The sequence below is a fragment of the Duganella sp. SG902 genome (assembly GCF_013376005.1).
Classification (GTDB): domain Bacteria; phylum Pseudomonadota; class Gammaproteobacteria; order Burkholderiales; family Burkholderiaceae_D; genus Rugamonas.
Genome location: NZ_JABMJK010000004.1, coordinates 560,973 through 583,054 on the forward strand (window position 1 = coordinate 560,973; position 22,082 = coordinate 583,054).

The following is a 22,082-nucleotide window of genomic DNA, read 5'->3' on the forward strand; positions in this document are numbered from 1 at the left end:
TCCACGTTAAAACTGAAGGCTGAGAAGCCAGCAAATCAAGGGAGAGCATATGAAGGGGAATTCCACGGTAGCGGTCCACGCCAGCGCGACTGGCCGCATGACGCCTATCGCCGCGGCGGTCGCGGTACTGGCCATGGGCATGGCCATGTCGGCGCAGGCGCAGGAGGCCGCGAGTCCAGAGAACGTGGTGACGGTGACGGGTATGCGCGCATCCCTGCAGCAGTCGTTGAACCAGAAGCGCAACGCCGAGTCGCTGGTGGAGGTGATCACCGCCGAAGACATCGGCAAGATGCCGGACAAGAACGTGGCCGACTCGCTGTCGCGGGTGGCCGGCGTGACCACCACCAGCGCCGGCTCGGCCGAGGGTTCGTTCGGCGAGAACGAGCACGTGCAGCTGCGCGGCATGCTGTCGCAACTGACCCTGACCACGCTCAACGGCCACACCGTGTCGAGCGGCGACTGGTACGGTCCGAACATCGCCGCCGGCGGCCGCAGCGTGTCGTACACCTTGCTGCCTTCGGACCTGGTGGGCCGCATCGTGGTGCACAAATCGTCGCAGGCCGACCTGACCGAAGGCGGCGCCGCCGGCACCGTGGATATCCAGACCCGTCGTCCGCTCGAATTCAAGGAGCGCCTGACCACCTCGGCCTCGCTGGAAGCGGCCTACTCCAGCGCCGCCAAGTCGACCGACCCGTCGGTGTCGGCGCTGGTCAACTGGAAGAATGACGACAACACCTTCGGCATCCTGGCCCAGGTGTTCTCGCAAACCCGCAAGCTGCAGCGCGCCGGTTCGGAAGGCGTGTGGTGGGACAAGACCGGCGCCACCTATCCGGATCCCGCGCTGGCCAACAAGAACATCAGCCTGCTGAGCGGCGCGGTGCTGTTCGAGCAGGAGCGCAAGCGCCAGGGCGGCTATGTGGAAGCGCAGTGGAAACCGCAAAGCAATGTCACGCTGGACCTGTCGGCCTTCCTGTCGACCGTCGACGCCAAGAACTACAACACCAACTACATGGCCGACACCATCAACGCCGTCAATGGCCCGGGCTGGAACGGCGTGGCCGTGCGGCCGACCGGCGCGGCCACCGTGTCGGGCAACACCATCACCTCGATCTTCTTTGACAAGAACGCGTTCGGCGCCAGCTCGGCCGGCGCCTTCTCGGTGGTGGAGGACGTGGCCGCGCGCCCGGACGCCAAGACCGACTCCAAGTTCGTCAACCTGGACGCCAAGTGGGTGGTCAATCCCGACCTGACCGTGAACGGCAAGCTGGGTCACACCACCGGCTCGGGCAAGACCAAGGACGTCGGCTTTGAGGTGCTGAGCGGCTGGAACCAGGGGGCGGGCTACTCGCTGACCTCGGACGGCATCTTCGTGCTGAACGTGCCGGGCGGCGACAAGTTTGTGAAGGCCGGCGGCGGCATCGGCGGCTGGGGCAGCTACAGCGAGTCCACCGACAAGGAAACCTACGGCCAGGTGGACGCCGACCTGAAACTCGAGTCGAGCCTGGTGCCGTCGCTGAAATTCGGCGCGCGCTTCGCCAAGCACGAACGCCAGCTGACCAAGCTGGCGATGACGCTGGGCGCCGGCGCCGCGGACGAGGGGCAGATTCCGGACAGCGCGATCGGCAACTACGACGCCAACTGGTACGGCAACTTGCCGGTGAACCCGACCCCGGGCTTCCGTCCATTCAAGATCAGCAACGACTACGTCGCTTCCTGGGTGGCCAAGTACGCCAACTTCAACACCCACGCCTACCAGCAGGAATTCGACATCAAGGAAGACGCCACGGCGGCCTACCTGATGGCCAACCTGCAGCCGAGCGAGATGGTCAGCGGCAACGCCGGCGTGCGCGTGGTGCGCACCAAGATGGATATCGAAGCCTACCTGCCGGGCGGCGCGCCAAGCTACTCGCAAAGCTTCACCGACGTGTTGCCCAGCCTGAACCTGCGCGCCGACTTCAGCAAGGACCTGATCGCCCGCTTCGCCGTCAACCGCGGCATGTCGCGTCCGGAGTTCGGCCAGCTGGCCGGCAACGACCTGCAGGACCTGCAGCACACCGGCGTGGGCAGCAACCCCTACCTGAAGCCGATCCGCAGCAACAACCTGGACCTGAGCGTGGAATGGTACTTCGCGCCGAAGGCCTTGCTGTCGCTGGGCATCTTCCACAGCAAGCTGGATGGCATCATCGCCTACGGCCACAGCATCCTGCCGTACGCCGATGCCTCCAAGGCCGGCGTGATCGCCAACTATGACATCTCGGCGCCGATCAACACCGACGGCCGCCTGAATGGCCTCGCGGCGGCGTATGAGCAGAACATCTGGGGTGGCTTCGGTCTGTCGGCCAACTACACCTACGCCGACGGCAAGCAAACCAGCAAGCTGGCGAGCGGCACCTGCAACGGCAAGGCGGGCGAGGACTGCACGCTGTACGGCACCTCGAAGAACTCGTACAACACCGGCGCCTACTATGAGGACGAGCGTTTCAGCGCGCGCGTCAGCTACAGCCGCCGTTCGACCTACAAGCTGGGCAACCGCGGCGGCGCCGACTACTTCCAGAGCGCCAACGGTTCGCTGAACCTGTCCTTGAACTACAACGTGAACAAGAACATCACGTTGACGGTCGAGGCGCAGAACCTGAACGACCCGCTGCTGACCGTGTACAAGACCGACACCACGCAGATCGCCGGCGTGTACAAGAACGGCAAGACCATCTACGGCGGCCTGCGTCTCAAGTACTAATCTTCATTGTGTAGCTGGTCTTCGGGCCGCCGGCAACGGCGGCCTTTTTTTTATGTGAACGAGAGGAGCATCGCAGTGCACCGTTTTCTGAAATTCCTGCCGGCGCTGCTGGCCTGCCTGTGCGCCGGCGCGCTGGCCGCGCCGTCGGTGCTGTACAGTCCCTACAAACATCTGGCGATCGACAGCGGCGTGCCGGCGCCGTACGTGAAGGGCGGGGCGCTGACCTGGGCCTTTGCCAGCGGCGAATGCGGCAGCGAGGTGTGGGGCCGACAAAGCGCGCAGCAGGTGGCCGACAGCCATGTCGCCGCGTTTGTGCAGGCCGGCGTCGATTATGTGGTTTCCACCGGCGGCCAGGGCGCGGTGTTCACCTGCGCCAGCGATGAGGGCATGGAGCGCTTCATCGCCCGCTACCAGTCGCCACGGCTGATTGGCATCGACTTCGACATCGAGGAGGGGCAGAACGAGCAGCAGATCAACTCCCTGGCCGAGCGCGCGGCGGCGGCTCAACAGCGCCATCCGGGTCTGCGCTTCAGCTTTACCATCGCCACCCACGCGGCCTCCGACGGCAGCCAGTTGAGCCTCAACGCCACCGGCGAGATGGTGCTGAAGGCGGCGCGCGGCAGCGGCTTGCGCGACTATGCGCTCAACCTGATGGTGATGGATTACGGCCCCGCCACCCGTGCCAACTGCGTGGTGCGCAAGGGCCGCTGTGACATGGGACGCTCGGCGATCCAGGCCGCGCGCAATGTGCATGCCAAATACGGCGTGCCGCTGGAGCAGATCGAGCTGACGGTGATGATCGGCGTGAACGACGTGCTGGAAAACGTCTTCACACTGGACGACGCGCGCACGGTGACGGCGGCGGTGCGCCGCATGAAGCTGGCGGGCTTGCATTTCTGGTCGCTGGACCGTGACCAGCCTTGCAGCGCGGCCAGCGGCGCCACCGGCACCGCCGATGCGCGCTGCAACGGCATGAAGCAGGTGCCGGCTGGCGCCTATCTGCGGGCCTTGTCCGGAGAGGGGCGATGACCGGGCGGCGTCGTTACCTGTCGCTGGACGTGCTGCGCGGCCTGACGGTGGCGCTGATGATCGTGGTGAACACGCCGGGCGACGGCAGCCAGGCCTACGCTCCGTTGCTGCACGCGGCATGGCACGGCTTCACGCTGACCGACTGGGTGTTTCCCACCTTCCTGTTCGCGGTCGGCAACGCGCTGGCCTTCGTGCTGCCCGGCTACGCCGCACAGGGGCGCGCCGTGGTCCTGTCGCGCATCGCCAAACGCAGCGCGCTGATCTTCCTGCTTGGCTTCCTGCTGTACTGGTTCCCGTTCTTCACCAGCGACAGCGCCGGCGGCTGGATGCTGTCGCCGCTGGACCATACGCGCATTCCCGGCGTGCTGCAAAGAATAGGCTTGTGCTTCGGCCTCGCCTCGCTGGTGCTGTACTTCTGGGGACAGCGTGGCGGCTGGTGGTTCTGCCTTGCCGCCTTGCCGGCCTACTGGGTGCTGATGGCCGCGTTTGGCGACTACACGCTGGCGGGCAACGCCGGCCGCCAGCTGGACCTGTGGCTGCTGGGCAAACATCACCTGTACCACGGCGAGGGCATCGCCTTCGATCCGGAGGGCGTGCTGGGCACCTTGCCGGCCACGGTCAATGTGATTGCCGGGTACTTCGCCGGCCATCTGCTGATCACGCGCGGCCATGGCCGCGATACCCTGGCCAGGCTGGCGCTGGCGGGCGGCGCCTGCGTGGTGCTGGCGCTGTGCTGGAACAGCGTCTTCCCGATCAACAAAAAGCTGTGGACCAGTTCCTATGTGCTGCTGACGGTTGGGCTGGATTTGTGGCTGCTGCCATTGCTGGTGTGGCTTATCGAAGTGCGCGGTGCGCGGCGCGGCACCTATTTCTTTGAGGTGCTGGGCAAGAACACGCTGTTTATCTACCTGCTGTCGGAAGTGGCGGTGGTGGTGCTGCAGCGGCTCACGATAGGCGGCAGGGATGGCTACAGCTGGCTGTACGCCACGCTGTTCCAGGGATGGGCGCCGCCGCAAGCCAGCTCGCTGCTGTTCGCGGTGGCGTTCATGCTGATGTGCTGGACGGTGGGCTGGATCATGGACCGGCGCGGCATCTACGTGAAGGTGTGAGGTGAAAAAAAAGCCAGCTGGGAAGCTGGCTTTTTGCATTACTTGGCTTCGGCGGCGCCGATTTTCGGGCCGGTCTGGTACATGATCCAGTAGCGGGCCAGGTCGGCGCGCGGGTCGGTGCCGGCCGCCAGAGGTTTCAGCACCTCCAGCGATTCATCCTTCTTGCCGGCCATGGCCAGGGCGTAGCCCAGGCGCAGCTTGGCGTCTTCAGGATTCTTGGACACGCCCTTGGCGATACCTTGCTTCATCAGGTCGATCCCTTTGTCGTACTGGCCCAGGGTCACATAGTTGTAGCCCAGGTTGACCAGGCCGACGCCGTCCTTCGACTTTTGCGCGGCCGGGATGCCGCTGTCGATGTTCTTGGCGTCGTCCGCCGCGCCCTTGTTGGCGGTGGCCTTGATTTTTTCCAGCGCGGCCTTGTCCTTGCCGGCCGGGATGCCGCTTGGGTAGCCCTTGTCCATGGCGATCTTGGCTTCGGTGAAGAAGCCGCCCAGGTTGGCCAGTTCGGCTTGTTCGGCGTAGTCCTCAGGCTCCATCTTCGACGGCACGGTCACCGCTTTCAGGCGCACCAGGTCCAGGTCCAGACGGTTGTTGTAGGTCTTCTTGCCGCGGGTGCGGTTCAGCAGGTCGTTCCAGTAGTCCTCGGTCGGATAGTAGCGCGCCAGCTCTTCCACGGCTTGCAGATACAGCTCGTTGTCCTTGGTCTTGATGCCGACGTTACCCAGCAGGTTCAGGGTATCCTTCGGCGGCACGGTGCCGGCCTGCTTGGCTTCGGCGATGTCCTTCAGCACTTCGGTCTTGGTGGTGGCGAAGTCGTTCTTCAGGAAATAGGAACGGATGATGAACTGGCGCTGCTTCTTGGTGTCGCCCGACTCGGCGCCATAACGCTCGAACCACTTGATGGCGTTGTCGAAGTCTTTCAGGCCGCTGTAGTAGATGGTGCCGATGGCGTCGATGAAGCGCAGCTTGTTTTCCTGCGGCAGACGGCCCGATTCGATCATCGCGGTCAGGCCCTTGATGGTCAGTTCGTTGTTGCCCGAGGCCTGGCCCAGTTGCACGCGCATCTGGTTCAGCACGAAGTCTTCGTACGGGGTCAGGTTGGGCATGGCCGCAGCCTGGTCGATACGGCTCTGGAATTCAGTGTAGTTCTTGGCGTCCAGCAGAGGTTTGGTCTGTGCCGGGTCGATCAGCTTGTAGATTTCCGGGCGCACGGTGTCTTTCGGCGCTTCCGGTGCTTTCTTTTCTTCCGCGGCGTGGACCGGGGCCATGCCCATGATGGCCGGGGCGGCGTTCAGGCCAATGGCGGCCAACAGCAGGCTGATACGAGCAAGACGAGTATGGGACATGGTTATCCTTCTATCAAACATATTAGGGATGTAAACCCGCGTATTGTTACACAAAACCGGTTGGAACTCCGAATTCAACCGTGTTGCAGTGCATGGCCTTCGGCGTTAAACAGCAGGCAGCGCGACGGCGGCAGATGGACGCGCGTCTGGCCGCCCGTGTGCAGCGACGCCGCCTCGGCGCCTTGCTTCACGGCGATCATGCCGGGCAGGCCGGCCAGCGTGGTGTACACGATGGATTGGTCGCCCAGGTACTCAACGTGGCCGACCGCCACTTGGATGACATTCTCCTCATGCTGCGGTGCAGCGACGAAAAGATGCTCGGCGCGGACGCCCAGCGTGACCTGCTCGCCGGGAGCGGCGCCGGTCACGCCGTCGACGTGCACGATGGCGCCGTCGGGCAGCCGCACCGACACCCGCGCCGCGCCCGTCGCGACGACTTCGGCGGGGATGAAATTCATCTTCGGCGTGCCGAGGAAGCCGGCCACGAACAGGTTGGCCGGCGCGTTGTACAGCTGGTGCGGCGTACCCACCTGCTCGATGCGGCCGCCGTTGAAGACCACGATGCGCTGGCCCAGCGTCATCGCCTCCACCTGGTCGTGCGTCACGTAGATCATGGTGGTTTTCAGTTCGCCGTGCAGACGGCTCAGTTCCACCCGCATCTGCACGCGCAGGCTGGCGTCGAGGTTGGAGAGCGGCTCGTCGAACAAAAACACCTCCGGCTTGCGCACGATGGCGCGGCCGATCGCCACACGCTGGCGTTGGCCGCCGGACAGCTCCTTCGGTTTGCGCCTGAGCAGCGGGGCGATTTGCAGGATGTCCGCCGCGCGCTCCACGGCGGCCCGCACCTCGGCCGCCTTGTGGCCGGCCAGCTTGAGGGCGAACGCCATGTTCTCGTACACCGTCATGTGCGGGTAGAGCGCATAGGACTGGAACACCATGGCCAGCTTGCGCTGTGCCGGCGCGACGTCGTTGGCCAGCACGCCGCCGATGCGCAGGGTGCCGCCGCTGATGGTTTCCAGGCCGGCGATCATGCGCAGCAGGGTGGACTTGCCGCAGCCTGAGGGGCCGACGAACACCATGAACTCGCCATCCGCGATATCGAGGTCGATGCCGTGGATGACGGGCGTCTTGTCGTAATGCTTGACGATGTTGTGGAGACTGACGCTGGCCATGCTTATCCCGCGTGGGCGGCCTGCGGCGCCGCCGTTTCTTCCTGCGGCTGCGGGCGCGCCGTCATCGGAATGATCTGCGACAGCACCGCCACCGGTATCGCCGACAGCATCACCCAGATGAAGAAGTGCTGATATCCCAGCGCGATCTGGATATCGCCGCTGAACAGCTTGAACAGCACAGAACCCAATTGCATGATGCCAGTGGCGAACGCGTAGTGCGCGGTCTGGAACTTGCCCGGCGCGACCACCTGCATCATGTACAGGATCAGGCCGACGAAGCCGAAGCCATAGCCGAACATTTCCACGCTGAGCGCCGCGCCGATGATGGACAGGTCGGTCGGCTGGAAGGTGGACAGCAGGTAGAAGGCGACGTTCGGCAGGTTGACCGCGAGGATCAGCCACAGGATGGCGCGCTTGAGGCTCAGCCACGAGGTGAAGTAGCCGCCGGCGATGGAGCCGACCAGGAAGGCCACGGTGCCGACGGTGCCGTACACGGCGCCCACCTCGGCGGTACTCAGGCCAAGCCCGCCGAGTTGGCGCGCCTCGCGCAGGAACAGCGGGCCGATGGACTGCACTTGCGCCTCGCCGGCACGGAACAGGATGATAAAGACGATCGAGACCCAGATGCCTGGTTTCTTGAAGAATTCCACAATCACTTCCCACAGCGTGCGGGCGATGGCTTTAGCGTTGGTGTCCTCGCTGGCTTTATTTTGCGCCAGCGGCAGTGCCCAGCGGTTGTACAGGCCAAGAGCGATCATCATGGCGCCGAGGATGCAGAAGCAGATGGTCCATGCCGGCACCACGCCCAGGGTTTTTTCGAAGTGGCCGGCCAGCAGCAGCAGGCCGCCGGTGGTGAAGAATTTGGCGGCGTTGAAGAATGTGCCGGTCCAGCCGGCGTATTGCGCCTGTCCTTTTTCATCGAGGCTGGTGATGTACAAGCCGTCGCAGGAGATGTCGTGGGTGGCGGAGGCGATGCCGACCAGTGCCAGCATCGCCAGGCTGGCGGCGAACCAGAACGGCGCCTGCAGCGCCAGCGCAACGCCGCCGAGGCACAAGCCGCCGAACACCTGCAAGAAGGTGACCACCAGCTTTTTGCTTGGCGCCAGTTCGAGGAAGGGACTCCACAACGGCTTGAGCGCCCACGGCAAGCCAATCAAGGCGATCCAGTGATTCAACTCGTCGTTGGGTACGCCCATGCTTTTCAACATCTGGCTGGCGACGATGGCGACGGCAAAGTAGGGCAGGCCTTGCGCGAGGTACAGGCTGGGCACCCAGAGCTTGGGATTGCGGATTTGGTTGTTGTCCATGCTGTGTTATCTCCACCAGCTCGTCATTCCCGCGCAGGCGGGAATCCATGCTGAGTATGGGTTCCCGCCTGCGCGGGAACGACGATATCGTTTTAGTTATGCGAACCCGGGTACCGGGGCGCTGCCGGTGGCTTGCAGCTGGCCTGACAACCAGCCGTTGATGGCGTCCAGCGCCGGCTGGGCGAATCCGTAGGTCATCAAGGCGGGTGCGTCGATATCCAGCGCCTGGTACGGATTCCACAGCGCCAGGTGCAGGTCCGGACGCCAGGTGTCGCGCGCGCGCTGGCCGTAGCGCAGGCGCGAGGTGGAAGCCAGCATGGTGAAGCGGCCGTCTTGCGGCAGCGCGTTCCAGTCGAAGGTGTCGGCGTTGGCGAAGGTGACCAGTTCCACGTCGTACAGCTGGCGCAGCGAGTCGGCCACCACGCCGGCCGGCACGCCGGCTTCCGAGACGCCGTCGCTCACCACGTCCGCGCGCGCCACCAGGCGCACCTTGGCGCCCGGCGCGGGGCGTTGCGGCTGGCCGAACGCGGTCAGGCCGCGGCGCCAGCCCTCGGCCATGATCTCGCGGTCCGCTGCGTCTTCCTTGTAGGAGCGCGGCTTGCATGGGTAGGCCTTGGCCAGCGACGAGAGACGCGCCAGGCGCGTATCGATGGCGGCCTGCGACAGTTCGCCCGAGGCGATGGCGGCGGCGATGGCGTCGAGCGTTTCGTTCTGGGTCTCGGTGGTGCCCAGCGCCATCACCATGTCGGCGCCGGCGGTCAGCGCGCGCACTGCGGCGTTGCCGACGCCGTAGCGGCCGGCGATGGCGTGCATGTCCATGCCGTCGGTGATGATGATGCCTTTGTATTGCCACTCCTCGCGCAGCAGGTCGTTGAGGATGCGGCGCGACATGGTGGCCGGATTTTCAGGGTCCAGCGTCGGGTAGACGATGTGCGCGGTCATCATGGCCGGCGCCGCGCCCGAGGCGATGCGGAATGGCGCCAGCTCCAGGCGATCCAGTTCCTCCACCGGCTTGTTCACGGTCGGCAGGTCGCGGTGCGAGTCGACGTTGGTATCGCCGTGGCCGGGGAAGTGCTTTACGCAGCAGGCCACGCCTTCCGCGTGGCTGCCTGCCATCCACGACATGGCCAGTTCGGCGGCGCGCTGCGGCTCGGCGCCGAAGGAACGCTCGGCGATCACCGGGTTGTGCGGATTGTTGTTCAGGTCCAGCACCGGCGCGAAGTTCCAGTTGAAGCCCAGCGCCTTCACCGCGCGCGCCACGGCGGCGCCGGTGCGGTAGGCCAGGTCGGTGTCGTCGGCGGCGCCCAGGCCCATCGCGGCCGGCGGCGCCGGTACCCAAGTCGAACGCACCACGGCGCCGCCTTCCTGGTCGATGGCGATCAGCGATTCCGGACCCATGACGGCGCGCAGGTCGGCGGTCAGCCTGGCCAGCTGTTCGGAGTCGGTCATGTTCCCGCGGAACAGGCAGACGGCGCGGATGCTGTTCGCTTGCAGGAATTCGGCGGTGGCCGCGTCCAGCACGGTGCCGGGGAAGCGGATCATAATCAGTTGGCCGGCTAATTTTCTCAGTTCGTTTTGGGTTGTCATTTCACTGCTCCGTCCATGCCGCGCATGAAGAATCGTTGGGTAAACAAGAAGGCTGCCAGCGTGGGCAGAATGGTCAGCACGGTCCCGGCGGCGATCACGCGCGTGCTGCTGCCGAAGGTGCCGCGCAAATACAGCACGCCCACCGACAGCGGGAATTCGTCCGGCTTGCTCATCACGATCGAGGGCCAGATGTATTCGTTCCATGCTTCCACCGCCGTCAGGATGCCGACCGTCGCCAGCCAAGGCGCGATCAGCGGCAGCATGATGCGGCTGAAGATGATCCATTCGGAGGCGCCGTCGACGCGGGCGGCGTCGATCAGGTCTTGCGGGATTTCCTCGAACGCTTGCTTGAGCAGCAGGATGGCGACCGCGTTGACGACGTTGGGCAGGATCACGCCGGCGTAGGTGTCGACCAGGCTAAGTTTGGTGACGGTGATGAAGTTGACCAGGAAGTTGACTTCCGACGGCAGCACCAGCGTGGCCAGGATCAAGCCGAATACCAGCTTGCGGCCCTTGAACTGTATGCGCGCCAGCGGATACGCGGCGGCGGAGCACAGCAGCAGTTTCCAGAACACGGTGCAGGCGGCGATGAACACCGAGTTGCGGAAGAAGCTCCACATCGGCAGGGTGTTGAAGACTTCGGTGAAGTTGTCCAGCGACGGCGCCTTCGGCCAGAAGGTTGGCGGATAGGCGAAGATGTTCCCTTCGGTGGACAGCGCGGTCACCAGCGTCCACCAGAACGGGAACACGCACACCACGGCGATGGCGCACAGCAGCAGGTAGTGGGCGGCGGTCTTCATCGGTGTTTTGGTTTTATCCAGCGCAGGCAAAGCAGGGCGATGCCGATGCAGAAGAGGGAGACGATGAAGCTGGCGGCCAGCGCGCGCGGCAACTTGAGGTGCTTCAGTCCCTGGTCGTAGGCGTAATACAGGCCGGTGAAGGTGGAGTTCATTGGACCGCCTTGCGTGAGGACGTCGACTTCCTGGTAGGCTTTGAGCGCGGCCAGCACGGAAAGGATGGAGCAGACCATGATGGTCGGGCGCAGCATCGGCACGGTGATTTTCCAGAATCGCTGCCAGCGGTTGGCGCCGTCGAGGATGGCGGCTTCCTGCATGTCGGCGGGGACGGCTTGCAGGGCGGCCAGGTACATCACCATGTACCAGCCAAGGCCGCGCCACAGCGTGACGAACATGATCGCGAACAGGGCGATGGTGTCGTTGGACAGCCAGCCCACTGGCGCGTTGATCAGTTGGAGCGTTTGCAGCACGTAGTTAAGGGTGCCCTGTTCGTGGAACATGAAGCCCCACATGATGCCGACGACGGAGACGGTGGTCACGACCGGCACGTAGAAGGCGGCGCGGAAGTAGCGGATGCCGGGCAGATTGTTGTTGACCAAAACCGCCAGGCCCAATGCGCCGATCTGCACGAAGGGCACCATCAGCAGGAACAGCAGGGAGTTTTTCAGGCCGGTGACGAACATTTCGTTGTCGAAGATGACACGGAAGTTGTCCAGGCCGACCCAGTGGGTTTCGCGTATCAGGCTGTAGTCGGTGAAGGCCAGTAGTGAGCCGAAGGCCACGGGCCAGAAGGAGAATACGGCCAGCAGCGCCAACGCCGGCGCCAGGAACAACCACGCCACCCCGTCATTCCGCATCGGCGGACCGCGGCGGACGCCGGAATCTATAGAACGCTGGCCGGCCATCTCAGTATGGGTTCCGGCTTCCGCCGGAACGACGGTGGTGGGGCGCATCAGTGACTCCTCTGCGCGGCGAGCTTCTTGTTCCAGATGGCGACTGCCTGGTCGAGCGCCTGCTGGATATCCTGCTTGCCGGTGACGCCAGCTTCCACCGCCTTCACCAGATAGCGCCGCAATTCATCGTAGTCGGTGATGCCGGCCACATACAGCGTGTGCGAATGCGGCATCGACACGGCGCCCGCAGCCACGGCCCTTTCCGCAGCACCGGCGTTCGGCGGCACCGTGGTGAAGAACGGATCATTGGCCGCCTGCGTCATCGCTGGGTACACGCTGGCCTGCTTTGCAAAGGCCAACTGGTTGGCGTCATTGGTGAGGTAGCGCGCGAACTTGCCGATGGCCGGCAGCAGTCTGGCATCCACGTTTTTCGGCACGCCGAAATGAATCAGCCAGCCGCCATCGGCAATGCCGGTCGGGCCGAGCGGCGCCGGCGCCACGTCGGTGATGGCGTAGATATCTTTGGCATCGCTCTCGATGCGCTTGACCGCCGTCGGCGGCGCCAGCAGCATGCCGAGGCGGCCGCCCTTGTAGGCGTCGATCGCGGCCGGGAAGTTATCCTCGGCGAACAGCGCGTCCTTCAGCAGGCCGCCGGCCTGGTAGGTGTCGGCCAGCTTGCGGATCAGCGCCACGTGGGCTGGTGAATTGAATACCGCTTTGCCGTTCTTGATGACGGCAAGGCCCTGCTGCATCATCAGCCCGTCGATCTTGGACAGGGCGGGACACAGCCCCGCCTTGCCGGTGCGCGCGGCGATCTGGCGCGCGAACAGCAGTTGTTCATCGAGATCGCGCGGCGCGTGCGGGATGGCGGCGGCCTTGAAGATCCGCGTGTTGTAGGCGATGACCGCGACGTTGCTGTACATCGGGAAGCCGTAGGTCTTGCCGTTGAAGGTGAGGTCTTGCAGCGTGCTGGCAAGGTAGCGCGGACGGGCATCGGCCAGCAGCGCGTCGACCGGCATCAGCAGGCCGTCGCGGGCGAATTCGTCGGCCCAGGGGACGTTGAGGTTGACCAGCGCCGGCGGCTTGCCGGCCACGATGCGCGTCACCAGTTTGGTTTGCAGGATGTCCCAGGGGAAGTCCACCCACTCGACCTGCACGCCGGGATTCGCGGCTTCGTAGTTTTTCACCAGCGTTTCGTAGTAGGGCGTGAACTTGGGCTTCATGCTGAAGGTCCAGAACTCGATCTTGTCGGCGGCGACGGCGCTCGCCGCCATCAGCAGCGCCGTCACCGTCGCCGTCGCCGTCATCCCGGCGAAAGCCGGGATCCATGCTGAGCGTGCAGGCACGCGTTCTATGGGTCCCGGCGTGCGCCGGGACGACGGCGGGCGGCGGAACATTTTAGTTGGTCTTGGTGACTTTGCTCAGGTGGCGCGGCTGATCCGGGTCCAGCCCACGCGCGGCCGACAGCTGCGCCGCCATCTTGTAGAACGTCTGAATCGCCACGATCGGATCCAGATCCGGCGTCGCCGCCACCGGCAAGGTCAGATCGCGCTCCGCCACGTCGGCCGGCGCCGCCAGCAGCACGCGCGCACCACGGCCGCGCATCTCGGACGCCAGCGCCAGCAGGCTCGCCTGCGTCGGCCCGCGCGTGGCGAAGATCACCAGCGGATAGCCTTCCTCGATCAGCGCCATCGGACCGTGCTTGATCTCCGCGCCGCTGAACGCCTCCGCCTGCAGCGCCGAAGTCTCCTTGAACTTCAGCGACGCCTCCAGCGCCACCGGGAAGCTGATGCCGCGTCCCACCACCATGATGTTACGCGCAGGCGTCAGCACCTCGATCGCCTTCGACCAGTCCTCGGTGGTCGCCGCGCGCAGCGATTCAGGCAGGGCTTCCAGGCCGGCCAGCAGCTCGGGATCGTTCTGCCATGCGGCCACCAGGCGCGCGCCGGCCACCAGGCTGGTGATGAAGCTCTTGGTCGCGGCCACGCTTTGCTCCTTGCCGGCGCGCAGCGGCATGGCGAATTCCGCCGCCTGCGCCAGCGGTGAATCGATATCGTTGACCAGCGCGATGGTGGTGGCGCCGCCGTCGCGGAAGTATTTGATCGGTTCCACCACGTCCGGGCTCTGGCCCGATTGCGAGATCGAGATGGCCAGCGTGTCGCGCGTGATCAGCGGCGATCTGTTCAGCGTCACCAGCGACATCGGCAGCGAGGCCACCACGCGGCCCAGGCGCGCCATGATCAGGTAGGCCACATAGGCGCACGCGTGGTCCGAGCTGCCGCGCGCGATGGTCAGCGCGGTCGAGAAGGAAGTGCTCCTCAATTTGCGGCCCAGTTCCGCGTAACGCTCGCCGTCGTTGGCCAGTTGCAGGGCGACGCAGTCGGCGGCGGACAGGGCTTCTTTCAACATCATTGAGGTCACAACAATTCTCCTTCGATATAGACGGCTTTGAGGTTCAGGTCACGGTCGAGCACCACGAAGTCGGCAAACGCGCCGGGGGCCAGGCGGCCCCGCTCTGAGAGGCCGAGGTAATCGGCCGCATACGTTGAGACCCGCGCCGAGGCGTCCGCCAGATCGAGGCCGAGTCCGACCAGGTTACGCAAGGCCTGGTCCATGGTGAGGGTGCTGCCGGCCAGCGTGCCATCAGGCAGGCGCACGCCGCCCATGCACTTCATGACTTTGTGACGGCCCAGCATATATTCGCCGTCCGGCATGCCGGTGGCGGAAGTCGAATCGGTGACGCAGTAGATATTCGGAATGCAGCGCAGCGCGGTGCGGATCGCGCCGGGATGCACGTGCAGCAGGTCGGGAATCAGTTCCGCGTAGGTGCCGTGCGCCAGCGCCGCGCCAACCATGCCGGGCTCGCGGTGATGCAGGCCGGGCATGGCGTTGAACAGGTGCGTGAAGCTGCGCGCGCCTTGCGCCAGCGCGGCCACGCCATCCTCGTAAGTGCCCAGCGTGTGGCCGATCTGCACGCGCATGCCGGCGTCGGACAGTTCCTTCACCAGTTCCTGATGACCGGCGATTTCCGGCGCCACGGTGATCACGCGCAGCGGCGCCAGTTCTTCCAGCTTGCGCACGTCGGCCAGCTTGGCGGAGCGCGCGTAAGGCGGCTGCGCACCGAGCTTGCCGGAATTGATGAACGGACCTTCCAGGTGCGCGCCCAGTACGCGCGCCTCGCCTTTGCGGCGCTCGGCCGCCGCCGCGCCAATGCCTTTCAGCGCGATGTCGATGTCTTCCGGCGGCGCGGTCATGGTGGTGGCCAGCATGCTGGTGGTGCCGTGTTTGGCGTGGATGGCGGCGATGGTGCGGACGGCGTCGCCGCCCTCCATCACATCCTTGCCGCCGCCGCCGTGCACGTGCAGGTCAATGAAGCCAGGCAAGATATAGGCCGCTTCGTTCAGCGCCGGATCGGCGCTGGCGCCGCTGATGGCGGCGATGCGTTGGTTGAATGTGATCTCACCGTGGATCCAGCCCGCCGGTGTCAGGATATTGCCTTTGATTGCATCGCTCATCTGCGCGACTCCGCTACGAATTCATAATAATCACTCCGGCAGAACGAGTGGGTCAGTTCCACCGCTGCGCCGTTGTCGAGATAACTGACGCGGGTGATGTGCAGCATCGCGGCACCCGCGGGAATATTGGCCAGGCGCGCCTGCTCATCGCTGGCGTTGACGGCGCGGATATGCTGCAGCGCGCGCATCGGAATGGTGCCATTGGCTTCCAGGTAGCCGTACAGCGACTCGTTGACGCTGTGCGGATTCGGCATGTACTGCGCCGGGATGGTGCTGGTTTCAATCGCCATCACCACGTCGTCGGCGGTGCGCAGGCGTTTGAGGCGCGCCACCGGCATGTTGGGCGAGAGGCCCAGCGACAGCAGCTCCACCGGCGAGGCGACGCCGATCTCGCGCTGCAGCCAGCGCGAGCCGGCCGTGAAGCCGCGCTCGCGCAGCTCCTCGGAAAAGCTGGTCAAGCGCGACAGCGGCTGCTCCAGCTTGGGCGTGATGTAAGTGCCGGAGCCGCGCTTGCGGGTCAGCATGCCGCGCTCGCACAGCATGTCGATGGCCTTGCGCGCGGTCACGCGCGAGATGTTGAGCATGTCCGACAGCACGCGCTCGGACGGCAGGGCCTCGTTGGCGCGCCAGTCGCCGCCGGCGATGCCGTCGGACAGCTTGTTCGCCAGCTGCATGTACAGCGGGGTATCGCTATCAGGATCGGGCGTGAAGTCGCTCAACTGGGCTAGCACGGCTTACTCCTCGAGGCGCGACTGGATCAGGCGCAGCGCGCCGGCCGCCGAGTCGCCCTGCGGTGTGACGAGACGCGGCAGCAGCGCGGCCGGCAGGTAAGGGCGCAGCGGCGCGGCCAGGCCGCCGCACAGGGCGATCGGCAGCTTGCCGCTGGCGTCCAGCGCATTGGCCATCAACTCCACCTCGTCGCCGGCGGCCAGCAGGATGCCGCGCGCGGTGTCGTTGCTGTCGCCGTGCTGCAGGACGATGCGCGCCAGTTGCGCATATTTGGTCTGCGTGGCTTGCGCCAGCCAGGTCTGGATGGCGTTGCGCTCGCCGCCGCAGGCGTTGGCGACGTCGGTGGCGAAGGCGTTGGCCGGCATGCGGCCGTCCAGCACCTGCTGCACGTGGTTGATGGCGCGCAGCCCCATCCAGGCGCCGCTGGCCTCGTCGCCGGCGGGGAAGCCCCAGCCGCCCACTTCCACGTGGCGGCCGTCGGCCAGCTTGATTTCACCGACGCTGCCTGTGCCCAGCGCAATGATGGCGCCGGGCTTGCCGCGGTGCGCGCCCAGCACGGTGGTGTGGCCGTCGCTTTCCAGCGCGACCTGCGCGTAGCCGGGATTGGCGGCGACAAATTCGGCCGCCCATTGCTTGTTGTGCACGCCCGCCAGGCCGAGGCCGACGGCGATGCTGGATTTGTTGGGGAAGTCGCGGCCGGCCGCGCGGAACGCCTGCGCGGCGGCCTCTTCCACGGCGGCCCAGGCCTTGGCGATGCCATGCATCAGGCCGGACGGGCCGCTGGCGCCCTCGGCGATTTCCGCGCCGTCGGCGCGCGCCAGGCGCACCCGGGTGCCACTGCCGCCGCCGTCAACGCCGATGAAAAATTCGATCATGTTTACCTGAGAAAGCTAATGCCGGGATGCCCGCGATGAAGGGCACTATAGGGGGTGGCAAACCAGCTTGTCAACAGGTATTTAACTGGTATTAAAAAATATTGAAGTGGACTGGCATTGTCTCCTTGGAATCGTTTTTTAACTGACTGTTTTTAAACGATAAATTCTATTTTCGCGGGTGCGGTGCGATTGTGGCATTTGCATGCCACTTTTGGCGGACCTAGCGGTGGTATGTGACCAGATGGGTGCGGTTGGTGTCGGCCCTGTCGGCCACCGCGACCACCGCGTTGCCCGGGCCGTGGACCGTGACGTCGGTCTGGCGCGTGCACAGCTGGCGTGCGTCCAGCTCGCCCGAGCCGCTAACCTGCGCGCTCAGCACGGTGGCGTTGCCGGACAGGATCATGTTACCGGGCCCGCTCAGGCGCGCGCGCACGCTTTGCGCCTCCAGTCCGCGCACGGTCAGGTCGCCCGAGCCATGCACCTCGGCCTCGAGTTTCTTGATATGGCCGGCGATGCAGGCTTCGCCCGGTCCGTGCAGCGAGGCGCTGGCGGCGTCGGCGCTCAGGGTGCAGGCGTCGAGGTCGCCCGAGCCGTGCAGCTCGGCGCGGATCTCGCGCGCGCTGCCGCGCAGGACCACCGAGCCCGGCCCGTGCAGGGCGGCGTTGACGCGGTTGGCGTGGATGTCGCCAATATCGAGGTCGCCCGAGCCGCTGACCACCAGGTTCAGGTCTTGCGTGACGCCGCTGGCGTTGACGTCGCCGGGGCCGCTCATCTGCAGGTTGAGGTTGCCTGCGGACAGCGCGCGCAGGTCGAGGTCGCCGCTGCCGTTGGTGGTGACGCTGAGGTCGCCCACCTTGCCGCTGGCCTGGATGTCGCCCGGGCCGTCCGACACCAGCGTCAGCTGCTTGCCGTTGAATTGCTGCAGCTCGACGTCGCCGCTGCCGGCGTTGCGCAGGCTTTTCAGTCCGGCCGCGCTGACGCGGATGGTGAGCGGCTTGGCCTCGCGGCCCCAGCTCAGGTTGAAGGTCCAGCCGGCGCTTTGCTTGCGCGGCTGGCGCAGGGTCAGGGTGTCGCCCGCGACCGAGGTTTCTATTTCGGCAAACTGGCGGCGCGGGCCGGACAGTTCCACCGTGTTGCCCGGCTGCGCGGTGACGATCACGCGGAACGGGCCGATGATGTTGAGGTTGCTGAACGGGGCCACGGTGCGCGTTTCGCTGCCGTAGCTGTTGTCGGGCTTGTCGGCGGCGCCGGCCAGGCTGGCGGCCAGCAGCAGGGCGGAGGTCAGCGCGGCGTGTTGGATCGTCTGCTTCATGTTGGTCTCGGTATGGGAAGTGGCGAGAACTGGACGATATGACAAAACCCGGCCGTCGTCGCGCGCCATGGGATGGACGCGCGGAAGTGTGGGATCAACTGCAAAAAACCGGGGCTGAGCCGCAGTTCAACTTTGGCGCCGGGCGGCCGTTACTGTTTGTGTGGCCGCGCCGCGGCCGTGATGTCATAATGGGCGCGGTAGGAAAGGAGCGCACATGATCAAATACATGGGAACCAAAAGTACCAGCGATGGTGGTGTGCTGTATGTCTTTTTGATTAACGGCCTGCAGAAGGAAATCAGGGAGCATGCCTTGAAACAGTATCCCGGCTGCTACGAAGCACTGCCACCGACGGCCAAGGCGCGCATCAGCGCCAACCGCGCGTGGTTGTCTAAAACGTAATGCGGGCGCGCCTTGCCTTGGCCGGCGCGCTGCTGGCTGGCGTCTGCTGCGTGGCGGCGGCGCAGTCGGTGCCCACCACGTTTGGCACCATCATCGGCAACGGCCTGCTGTGCCGCGATCACACCGATAACATTTACTACTACAACTACCTGGTCAAGCATTTCGGCAACTGGTACAAGCACGAGGGCGGCGCCTACTGGTTCCGCACGGCCGGCGCGTCGCTGTGGGGCACCGAGGTGTCCGAGGTGATGGTCAGCGACGACACCAGCACCTTTATCTTTGTCGGCGCGGTGGCCGAGGCCACGCCGGAAAACCTGGAGAAGGCCATCATCCAGCAGGTCGGCACGCATTACACGGTGATCGACACCTCGGCCTATCCGGTGCGCGAGGCCAAGCCGGCCAGCCGCATCGTGTATTTCGATACCAAGTCCAAGATTTACTGCGCCAAGTACAAGCCGCTGCCGCCGGTGCAGCCGCCGCCGGTGCGACAACGGCTAAAATAGGCGACCCGCCACTTCCCGCGCTTTCATGTACACGCAATTTTTCAACCTGAAGCAATCGCCGTTCTCCATCGCGCCCGATACGCGCTACCTGTTCATGAGCGAGCGCCATCGCGAGGCGCTGGCGCATCTGCTGTACGGCATTGGCTCGGGCGGCGGCTTTGTGCTGTTGACCGGAGAGATCGGCGCCGGCAAGACCACGGTGTGCCGCTGCTTCATGGAGCAGATTCCGGAGAACTGCAAGCTGGGCTATATCTTCAATCCCAAGCTGTCGGTGGAGGAGTTGCTGCTGTCGATCTGCGACGAGTTCGGGATCGCCCTGCCGCCGCAGGGCGCGGTCAGCGTGAAGACTTACGTGGATGCGATCAACGCCTACCTGTTGGCCAGCCACGCGCAGGCGCGCAACAACGTGCTGATCATCGACGAGGCGCAGAACCTGTCGGCCGAGGTGCTGGAGCAGTTGCGCCTGCTGACCAACCTGGAAACCAGCGAGCGCAAGCTGCTGCAGATTATCCTGATCGGCCAGCCGGAGTTGCGCGAGATGCTGGCGCGGCCGGAGCTGGAGCAGTTGGCGCAGCGCGTGATCGCGCGCTATCACCTCGGTTCGCTGTCGGAGGCGGAGACCGGCACCTACATCGAGCACCGGTTGGCGGTGGCCGGCGCGACGGCGATCGCGCCGTTCCCGCGCGCCATGATGGGCCTGGTGCACAAGCTGACCAAGGGCGTGCCGCGCCGTATCAACCTGCTGTGCGATCGCGCGTTGCTGGGAGCGTACGTGGAGAATCAGCCGCAGGTGTCGCGCAAGATCTTGCAGCGCGCGGCGGCAGAGGTGTTCGCCGGGCAGGATGGGGCCGGGCAGGGCGCGCGCGCCGGCGGAGCCGCGAGCCGCTGGCCGCTGGTGGCGGCGGGCATGCTGGGCGGCGTGGTGATCGGCGCGCTGGCATGGCAACTGCTTGCGCGCGACGCGAGGCCGGTGGTCGCGCCCGCGCACGCGGCGGAGGCCGGGCGCACGCAAGCCGGTGTGCCCGGCGCCGCGTCGGCGGCGGCATCGGCGGGGGTGGCTGCTGCGGCGGCGCCCGGCGCGATGCGTGCCGGCGGCGACAGCGCGGCGGCTCTGCGCCAACTGGCCGGCTTGTGGGGCTTGACGCTGGTGGATGGCGATCCTTGCCCGACCGCCGCGCGCGCCAATCTGCGCTGCCTGCCGGTCAAGGGCACGCTGGAGGAGTTGCGCCTGCTGGACCGTCCAGCCATGCTCAAGCTGCACGACGATCCGGCCGCGCCCAACTATGTGCTGCTGACCGCGCTCGATGAGCACACAGCCACCATCGTGAGCGCCGGCGGCAAGCCGCAGGCAGTCACGCTGGATGCGCTGAACGCCCGCTACGACGGCGAATTCACCACCTACTGGCGCGCGCCGCGCAATTGGCGCGACGAGGTGCGCGGCGGCGACCAGGGACCGGACGTGGACTGGCTGGCCAAGCGCCTGTCGCAGATCTACGACCTGAAGAAGCCGCAGGAGAACCAGCCGCTCGACGCGCCGCTGCGCAAGCGCTTGATCGAATTCCAGACCGCGCAGCAGCTCAAGGCCGACGGCGTGGCCGGCCCCAAGACCTTCATCCGCCTGTACCAGCTGGGCGGCGTGCAGGAACCGCGCCTGCGCTGATCAGACTGAGCGGCCGTCGTAGTGATGCACGGGGATGGCTTGCAGGTCGATGTCCTCGATGCAGCGCAGGTTGACGGCGGCCATGGCGTCGCCGTTGGGCGAGGTGCCCTCGCCAAACGGATGGATGCCGCAGGTGGCGCAGAAGTGGTGCTTGATGACGTGCTTGTTGAACAGGTAGGTGCTGAGGTTGGCTTCGGGCGTCAGCAGGCGCAGGTTCGGGCGTGGGATGAACCACAGCAGCGAACCCTTGCGCTGGCACATGGAACAGTTACATGCCAGGGCGGTGCCGATGTCGCCTTCCGCTTCAAATTTGATCTGGCCGCAATGGCAGCTGCCGGTGTATTTCATGTGCTGTCTCCGTCGTGTGGTTGTGACGTGTAAGATAGCGCGATATCCGATTCATTAAAAGCTATGTCCTATATCTTGGAAGCCTTGAAAAAGGCGCAGGCGGAACGTCAACTGGGCAGCTCGCCCACCATCCACGCGCCGACCTTGCAGGCGGCCGATACGGCGTCGGCCACGGGCCGCTTCAGCAAACCGCTGGTGCTGGCCGTGCTGGCGATGGCGGCGGTGATCGCGGTGCTGCTGGCCATGGTGCTGAAGCCGGCCGCGCAGCCGCAGCCGGCCCCGGCCCCGGCCGCCGCTGCGCCGCCAGCCGTCCAGGCCGCGCAGCCGCCCGCGCCAGCCGCGCCGACGCCGTTGCCCGCGCCGGTGGCGGATTTGCCGCCGTCGGTGGCCAACCTGGCGCGCGCCTCGGCGCCGGAAAACCATTCACAGCCGGCCGCCGCGCCAGCCCCGGCCCCGGCCCCGGCCTCAGCGTCCGCCCCCATCAAGCTGGTCGCGGTGCCCGAGGAGCCGGTGGTCAACCTGCGCGACTTGCCGGAGCCGATCCAGCGCGCCATCCCGCCGGTGACGGTCGGCGGTTACATCTATTCCCGCAACGCCGCCGACCGGGTATTGCTGGTCGACAAGGTTCTGCGCCACGAGGGCGAGGAGGTCGCGCCCGGCCTGCTGCTGGAGAAACTGCAGCAAAAAGAAGCCGTGTTCAACTTCCGGGGTTACCGCTACCGCGTTCCCTATTGAGTTGTAATCCTCGTGTAATGAAAACATG

At 65.6% G+C, this 22,082-nt stretch carries 20 protein-coding genes; 7 read left to right on the top strand and 13 right to left on the bottom strand.

The genetic code is table 11. The features are described 5' to 3' along the window. Window positions 1-49 precede the first annotated feature (49 nt). The 3 genes from FHW83_RS11845 to FHW83_RS11855 all read left to right on the top strand — a co-directional run bounded on the left by FHW83_RS11845 (window position 50) and on the right by FHW83_RS11855 (window position 4,875). Complete coding sequence (locus FHW83_RS11845) at window positions 50-2,737, top strand: TonB-dependent receptor (RefSeq protein ID WP_176646543.1); 2,688 nt, start codon at window positions 50-52, stop codon at window positions 2,735-2,737. Window positions 2,738-2,812: 75 nt separating this feature from the next. Continuing rightward, window positions 2,813-3,766, top strand: coding sequence for a glycosyl hydrolase (locus FHW83_RS11850; RefSeq protein WP_176646544.1), 954 nt, complete (start codon window positions 2,813-2,815; stop codon window positions 3,764-3,766). Further along, on the top strand, window positions 3,763-4,875 hold the full coding sequence (locus FHW83_RS11855) for an acyltransferase family protein (RefSeq protein ID WP_176646545.1): 1,113 nt from the start codon (window positions 3,763-3,765) through the stop codon (window positions 4,873-4,875). Before FHW83_RS11850 ends, FHW83_RS11855 begins: the two co-directional genes overlap by 4 nt. A 38-nt stretch (window positions 4,876-4,913) precedes the next feature. Here FHW83_RS11855 and FHW83_RS11860 read toward each other — a convergent pair whose 3' ends face one another. From FHW83_RS11860 to FHW83_RS11915, 12 genes are all read right to left on the bottom strand, one after another. Beyond that, window positions 4,914-6,221 (bottom strand): M48 family metallopeptidase, encoded by a 1,308-nt coding sequence (locus tag FHW83_RS11860; RefSeq protein ID WP_176646546.1) that lies wholly within the window; start codon window positions 6,219-6,221, stop codon window positions 4,914-4,916. A 74-nt stretch (window positions 6,222-6,295) separates the two neighbouring features. After that, window positions 6,296-7,393, bottom strand: coding sequence for an ABC transporter ATP-binding protein (locus FHW83_RS11865; RefSeq protein WP_176646547.1), 1,098 nt, complete (start codon window positions 7,391-7,393; stop codon window positions 6,296-6,298). Window positions 7,394-7,395: 2 nt separating this feature from the next. Further along, on the bottom strand, window positions 7,396-8,700 hold the full coding sequence (locus FHW83_RS11870; protein WP_176646548.1) for an MFS transporter: 1,305 nt from the start codon (window positions 8,698-8,700) through the stop codon (window positions 7,396-7,398). Between the two features lie 96 nt (window positions 8,701-8,796). Next, window positions 8,797-10,287: a beta-N-acetylhexosaminidase gene (gene nagZ, locus FHW83_RS11875; RefSeq protein WP_176646549.1), complete on the bottom strand. Its 1,491-nt coding sequence runs from the start codon at window positions 10,285-10,287 to the stop codon at window positions 8,797-8,799. Continuing rightward, window positions 10,284-11,087: a carbohydrate ABC transporter permease gene (locus FHW83_RS11880; RefSeq protein ID WP_176646550.1), complete on the bottom strand. Its 804-nt coding sequence runs from the start codon at window positions 11,085-11,087 to the stop codon at window positions 10,284-10,286. Before FHW83_RS11880 ends, nagZ begins: the two co-directional genes overlap by 4 nt. Beyond that, a complete protein-coding gene (locus tag FHW83_RS11885) occupies window positions 11,084-12,037 on the bottom strand; it encodes a carbohydrate ABC transporter permease (protein WP_229224135.1) in 954 nt (317 codons plus the stop codon). The genes FHW83_RS11880 and FHW83_RS11885 overlap by 4 nt, the downstream gene beginning before the upstream one ends. Beyond that, window positions 12,037-13,284, bottom strand: a complete 1,248-nt coding sequence (locus tag FHW83_RS11890) for an ABC transporter substrate-binding protein (RefSeq protein ID WP_176646551.1) — start codon at window positions 13,282-13,284, stop codon at window positions 12,037-12,039. Before FHW83_RS11890 ends, FHW83_RS11885 begins: the two co-directional genes overlap by 1 nt. A gap of 91 nt (window positions 13,285-13,375) precedes the next feature. Next, a complete protein-coding gene (locus tag FHW83_RS11895; RefSeq protein WP_176646614.1) occupies window positions 13,376-14,389 on the bottom strand; it encodes an SIS domain-containing protein in 1,014 nt (337 codons plus the stop codon). Between the two features lie 5 nt (window positions 14,390-14,394). Beyond that, window positions 14,395-15,492: an N-acetylglucosamine-6-phosphate deacetylase gene (gene nagA, locus FHW83_RS11900; RefSeq protein WP_176646552.1), complete on the bottom strand. Its 1,098-nt coding sequence runs from the start codon at window positions 15,490-15,492 to the stop codon at window positions 14,395-14,397. Continuing rightward, on the bottom strand, window positions 15,489-16,223 hold the full coding sequence (locus FHW83_RS11905; protein ID WP_176646553.1) for a GntR family transcriptional regulator: 735 nt from the start codon (window positions 16,221-16,223) through the stop codon (window positions 15,489-15,491). The genes nagA and FHW83_RS11905 overlap by 4 nt, the downstream gene beginning before the upstream one ends. A 3-nt stretch (window positions 16,224-16,226) precedes the next feature. Continuing rightward, window positions 16,227-17,096, bottom strand: a complete 870-nt coding sequence (locus tag FHW83_RS11910; protein WP_176646554.1) for a BadF/BadG/BcrA/BcrD ATPase family protein — start codon at window positions 17,094-17,096, stop codon at window positions 16,227-16,229. 220 nt (window positions 17,097-17,316) lie between these two features. After that, entirely contained in the window at window positions 17,317-18,408 is a 1,092-nt protein-coding gene (locus tag FHW83_RS11915) for a GIN domain-containing protein (RefSeq protein WP_176646555.1), read from the bottom strand. Between the two features lie 214 nt (window positions 18,409-18,622). On the opposite strand from FHW83_RS11915, the gene FHW83_RS11920 reads away from it, so the two are divergent. The 3 genes from FHW83_RS11920 to FHW83_RS11930 are packed head-to-tail and all read left to right on the top strand — an operon-like array spanning window position 18,623 to window position 20,971. Further along, window positions 18,623-18,808 (top strand): hypothetical protein, encoded by a 186-nt coding sequence (locus tag FHW83_RS11920; RefSeq protein ID WP_092278329.1) that lies wholly within the window; start codon window positions 18,623-18,625, stop codon window positions 18,806-18,808. Continuing rightward, the gene (locus tag FHW83_RS11925) at window positions 18,808-19,311 is read left to right on the top strand and encodes a hypothetical protein (RefSeq protein ID WP_176646556.1); all 504 of its coding nucleotides are present in this window, start codon (window positions 18,808-18,810) and stop codon (window positions 19,309-19,311) included. The genes FHW83_RS11920 and FHW83_RS11925 overlap by 1 nt, the downstream gene beginning before the upstream one ends. A gap of 25 nt (window positions 19,312-19,336) precedes the next feature. Next, window positions 19,337-20,971: an AAA family ATPase gene (locus FHW83_RS11930; RefSeq protein WP_176646557.1), complete on the top strand. Its 1,635-nt coding sequence runs from the start codon at window positions 19,337-19,339 to the stop codon at window positions 20,969-20,971. Here the strand turns inward: FHW83_RS11930 and FHW83_RS11935 are convergent, their stop codons facing one another. After that, window positions 20,972-21,319 carry a GFA family protein gene (locus tag FHW83_RS11935; RefSeq protein ID WP_176646558.1) on the bottom strand — a complete coding sequence of 116 codons (348 nt, stop codon included), beginning with the start codon at window positions 21,317-21,319 and terminating at the stop codon, window positions 20,972-20,974. It abuts the gene before it with no gap. Window positions 21,320-21,382: 63 nt separating this feature from the next. Here FHW83_RS11935 and FHW83_RS31145 point away from each other — a divergent pair, with 63 nt between their 5' ends. Next, on the top strand, window positions 21,383-22,054 hold the full coding sequence (locus FHW83_RS31145; RefSeq protein ID WP_176646559.1) for a general secretion pathway protein GspB: 672 nt from the start codon (window positions 21,383-21,385) through the stop codon (window positions 22,052-22,054). The last annotated feature ends 28 nt before the right edge of the window (window positions 22,055-22,082 follow it).